Source organism: Clostridioides sp. ZZV14-6387 (genome assembly GCF_020657835.1).
GTDB lineage: Bacteria > Bacillota > Clostridia > Peptostreptococcales > Peptostreptococcaceae > Clostridioides > Clostridioides difficile_A.
This window is the reverse complement of record NZ_JAGWCW010000057.1, coordinates 1-5,514: the sequence shown is the minus strand read 5'-3', so window position 1 is coordinate 5,514 and position 5,514 is coordinate 1. Positions and strand designations below refer to the sequence as shown.

Genomic DNA, 5,514 nt, shown 5'->3' with positions numbered 1-5,514 from the left:
TTGTTATCAAAATATCTGGCTTTATGGTTTGTTTCTTGTTTATAAATTAACCTACTGTTTAATTTTCAAAGTTCTTTATGCTTTATCTGTTTGCCCTTTTCTTGAGGACAAGTATTACTATACCAACTTTTCCTTTTAGAGTCAATAACTTTTTTCACATTTTTTACTTTCAAGTATCTCATTTATTTACATATGGTTATATTATCCACATTATAAACAACTGATTCATATTGTTTTAACTTATTATATTAAATATTATCCACATTATAAACATATTTATCCACAAATTACAAAATTTAATATTTTTTATACAAATATATGTATTATATGTAATTAGACTTATTTACTTAATTGATTTATACTATAAAATTTGTTTATAAGAAAGATACAAACCAAGAAATATTATTAAAAATACTCATTTTAAAGATTTTCTATTTTTTAAAATGCTTAATACCAATCTTGATGGCACTGGGTAAATTACTTTCTGAGCTCCTTGTCAACATTTAATCATTTATTTGAATTCTTCTCTTATAGTAACTAAAGATTTTTACATAACAACTAAACATTCTAGTTTCTTAGCAAAGAATCCATAAATTAATACTTGTATATCCTTTAGAAACTATCTATTAGAATCATCCAGCTTATAAAAGAGTTAAATAAAATACACGATAAGCATTTTTATTTAACAATTACATCTTATATGATGCAAATAAACAAAATTACATAAAGATAGACGGAGGTAAATACATTATTATATTTACTTCCGTCTATTTATATTTTATTCTGCTATGGATAAATCATCTTTCATATATTGTTCAACTAAAAATACTTTTTTATATTTCAAACTTTTTTGAACATCAATTATTCTTTGATTTGATGAACCTCTGAACTTTAAACTTATATCTTTTTTCTCAGCCATAAACTTTCCATCTACTAAAATATCAATTTGTTTTAGTAAATTTAAATTTTTAAAATATCTACTATTTTTTTTATCTAATAACTGCTCAAATGTGAATCCAGTATATGACCATACATCCAGTCCATTTCTTTTAGCTTCTTTTGCTACTTCTTCTAATGGTTCTGGCTGTAAAAATGGTTCTCCTCCTGATAATGTAATACCTTTTTGTAACTTTAATGATTTTATCTTATTTATAATTTCTTCTGTATCCATGTAAAATCCCCCACATAAATCATGTGTCTGAGGATTATGGCATTCTTTGCAATTATGGATACATCCTTGAGTCCATATTACCATCCTTAATCCTGGTCCATCAACTATACTGTCATGGCTTATAGTAGATGACATTCTTATTTTCATAACTTATTCCTCCAAATAAAACTATCTATGCTTTACTCTATCTCTTACTTCAGCTTTTTTTGCATTATTAAATCTGTCAACTGTACCAACTAAGTAACCTGTTATTCTTCTTATTCTTTCAAATTTGATATCACTTTCATCTTCATTTCTTCCACATACAGGACATATGTTACTTCCTATTACACCTGAAAATCCACATATTGGATCTCTATCTACAGGATGATTTATGCTTCCATATCCTATACCTAAGTCTTTCATAGCTTTTATAACTGTTTCAAAAGCTTCTAGATTATCTGATGGATCTCCATCTAATTCCACATATGTTATATGACCTGCATTCGTCAGTTCATGATATGGAGCCTCTATCTCAATTTTGTCATATGCACTTATATTATAATAAACTGGTACATGGAATGAATTAGTATAATATTCTTTGTCTGTTATACCTTTAATCTCTCCATATACTTTTTTATCTATTTTAGTAAATCTACCTGAAAGACCTTCCGCTGGTGTACCCATTAAAGAGAAGTTTAATTTATATTTATCTGTGGCTTCGTCCATTTTAGCTCTCATGTGTGACACTATTCTTAATCCTAATTCTTGGGCTTCTTTGCTTTCTCCGTGATGTTTACCCATAAGAGCAATAAGACATTCTGCTAAACCTATGAATCCAATTGTCAATGTTCCTTGCTTTATTACTTCTTTTAGTGTATCTTCTGGTCCTAAATCATCAGAACCTTTCCATACACCTTGACCCATCAAGAATGGGAAATTCTTCATTTTTTTATTTCCTTGAACCTCAAGACGTTCTAATAATTGCTCTATAATTAAGTCTATCTTTTCATCTAATTCTTCAAAAAAACTATCTAAATTAGCTTTCTCATCATTTACAATGCCATGCTTTATACCCAATCTTGGTAAATTAACTGTAGTAAAAGATATATTTCCTCTACCACTAACTGTTTCTGAACCACATACATTACTAAGTACTCTTGTTCTACAACCCATATATGTAGCTTCTGTATCTGGTTCACCTTTTCTGTAATATTTAGCATTAAAAGGCGCATCTAAGAAACTAAAATTAGGAAATAGTCTTTTAGCTGATACTCTGCATGATAATTTAAATAAATCATAATTAGGGTCTTCAGGATTTAAATTTACTCCTTCTTTAACCTTAAATATTAAAATTGGAAAAATTGGTGTTTCTCCATTACCTAGTCCTCTTTCTTGAGATAGTAAAAGATTCTTAGTTACCATCCTTCCTTCTTCAGAAATATCTGTTCCAAAGTTCACACTTGAAAATGGAACCTGTGCACCTGCTCTAGAATGCATTGTATTTAAATTGTGTATAAATGCTTCCATAGATTGGTATGTTTTTTTATCAGTTTCTCTATATGATTCTTCAAATGCAAAGTTTTGCATGTTATTTGCAAGTTCTTCATCAATATCAAAAGTTTCTATCAATTTCTTTTTTTCTGAGTTTATATATAATTCCTCTCTTTTAAGACCAACCTTTTTATTTGTTTCTTTTTCTGTATTATATACTATGTTCTTTATTGCATCATTATTTTCAATTCCTTTAAATAATTTCAATGCTTTAGCTAAGTTTCCTATGTAGAATTTCTTAAAGGTCTTATATACACCTTCAGCCAATCCATAATCGAAAAATGGTATACTTTGACCTCCATGTTGGTCATTTTGATTACTTTGTATAGCGATTGCAGCTAATGCTCCATAACTTATTATATCTTGTGGTTCTCTTAAAAAACCATGTCCTGTTGAAAATCCACCATTAAATAGTTTTTTAACATCTATCTGGCAACAAGTTAATGTACCCATATTTAAAAAGTCCATATCATGTATGTGTATATCTCCATTCTCATGGGCAAAAGAATGTTCTGGCTTTAATATATGAGTCTTACAAAATTCTTTAGATACAGTGCTTCCATATTGTAGCATAGTCCCCATAGCTGTATTACCATTAATGTTTGCATTTTCTCTTTTTATGTCTGCATCTTCTGCATCCTCAAAAGTAATCTCCTCTATTGCCTTCATCAGTCTTGTTTTTGAATTTCTTATTCTACTTCTTTCAGTTCTATATATTATGTATTCTTCACTAGTTTTTGCATGACCAGTTTCTATAAGAATCTTAACTACTGAGTCTTGAATATCCTCAACACTTGGAACTGTTTCTGAATATTTATGATTTAAAAATCTTATTACTTCCTGAGTTAATTGCTCAGATAATTTATAATCAGGTACTATTCCTTCCCTTTCTGCAACATTTGTCGCTGCTAAAAATATAGCTCTTGTTATTCTATCTTCATTAAATGGGATTACTCTTCCATCTCTTTTTTTCACGAATTCAACCAATTAAAAAAACCTCCTATTACTATATATTGTATTTTATTAATCTACATACCACTATATGTAGTATATTAAGTCTAAAAAAATCCCCTTCAACTAAGTTAAAGGGATTATCTTAATAATTTCTATATTAAGATTACCAAATTTGTACATAATAGTCAAACTTACGCAAGTCATTGCAAATACTATCTAGATATTTTGAACAGTAGCGTTTCTAACAACTCTGAGAGTCAAAAATTTTTTCTCTTTTTTTTACACTAATTTTAGGCAAAAAACGTATAATTTCATGTACATTAATGTATATATCTACAAATTTCCTTATGTAAATTCTTTAAAACTGTCGTATAATATAAATAATAATTTAAAAGGAGGCATTTTATGTTATCAAAAAGACTAAACTTTATAACTCCATCCTACACAATAGGTATTAGTTCAAAAGTTAAAGAAATGGAAAACAACGGAATTAAAGTAATAAATCTTAGTATAGGAGAACCTGATTTCAACGTACCTAATAATGCAAAAGCTTATGGTATTGACTCTTTAAATAAAGATTGTACTAAATATGATTTAGTTCCAGGGTTAAAAATACTTAGAGAGGAAATTTGTAAAAAACTTATTGATGAAAATAATTGTAAATATTCAATAGATGAAATAGTTATATCAAGTGGAGCAAAAAACTCTATAACGAATACTTTGCTAGCTTTAACAGATGAGGGAGATGAAGTATTATTGCCAAAACCTTATTGGGTTAGTTATCCTGAAATGGTTAAATTAGTAAATGCTGTACCAGTTTTCATCGATACTAAAAAAGAAAATGGATTCAAGTTAACAAAAGATGAGCTTAAAAAATCTATAACAAATAAAACAAAAATTCTTGTAATAAATAATCCTTCAAATCCTACTGGTAGCATTTATACAAAAGATGAATTAATAGAAATTGTAGATGTATGTATAGAAAATAAAATATATATTTTAGCAGATGAAATATATGAAAAAATATGCTATGATGGGGAATTTACATCAATTGCCTCATTAAGTGAAGAAGCTAAAGATATAACAATAACTGTAAATGGTTTTTCTAAATCTGCTGCAATGACTGGATTAAGATTGGGATATACAGCATCTAATAAAACCATTGCTAAAGCAATGAGTTCTATACAGGGACATCTTATATCTCATCCAAGTTTAACAGCACAATACATAGCATATGGAGCCTTAAAAGATTGCTCAGCTGATATAGATAATATGGTTAAGACATATAAGTCTAGAAGAGACTTAATTACATCAAAATTAGACTCTATCGAAAATGTAGGATATGTAAATCCAAATGGCGCATTTTATGCATTTATAGACCTCTCTAAAGTATCTGAGAGATTTAAGTATAAAGATAGCTTTTCTATAGAATTTTGTAATCAATTTTTAGAAGAATATAACGTTGCAGTTGTTCCTGGAATAGCATTTGGTATGGATAAATATATTCGTATATCTTATGCTTGCAGTGAAAATACGTTCTTATCTGGATTAGATAAACTAAAAGAGTTTGTATATAAAATAATGGCATAATAACAATTTAAATTAAATGATGGTTAATATCCCAAATGAGTATATAAGATTTTTATTTACTAACTTAACTAAAATATTAGATAAAAAACAAAAGAGCTACTGATTTAAAAATCAGTAGCTTTATTTTTTAATTGAAATATTAAATTAAGTAAAATGTTGAATTAAAGTGCTAAGTTAATTTATTATAATAAAAAGATTACGTGGCTACGTCCTACTCTCCCAGGCAGTTTCCCACCAAGTACCATCAGCGCTAGAGAGCTTAACTT

3 protein-coding genes are annotated in these 5,514 nt (G+C 28.0%); 1 reads left to right on the top strand and 2 read right to left on the bottom strand.

From position 1 onward, the window contains the following. Positions 1–778: 778 nt before the first annotated feature. Both nrdG and KGF38_RS19820 read right to left on the bottom strand, forming a co-directional pair. Positions 779–1,318, bottom strand: a complete 540-nt coding sequence (gene nrdG / locus KGF38_RS19825) for an anaerobic ribonucleoside-triphosphate reductase activating protein (protein WP_054268693.1) — start codon at positions 1,316–1,318, stop codon at positions 779–781. 21 nt (positions 1,319–1,339) lie between these two features. Continuing rightward, complete coding sequence (locus tag KGF38_RS19820) at positions 1,340–3,691, bottom strand: anaerobic ribonucleoside triphosphate reductase (protein WP_054268692.1); 2,352 nt, start codon at positions 3,689–3,691, stop codon at positions 1,340–1,342. A 372-nt stretch (positions 3,692–4,063) separates the two neighbouring features. Between KGF38_RS19820 and KGF38_RS19815 the strand changes: the two genes are divergently transcribed. Then, positions 4,064–5,248, top strand: coding sequence for a pyridoxal phosphate-dependent aminotransferase (locus tag KGF38_RS19815; RefSeq protein WP_227832691.1), 1,185 nt, complete (start codon positions 4,064–4,066; stop codon positions 5,246–5,248). Positions 5,249–5,514: the final 266 nt, after the last annotated feature.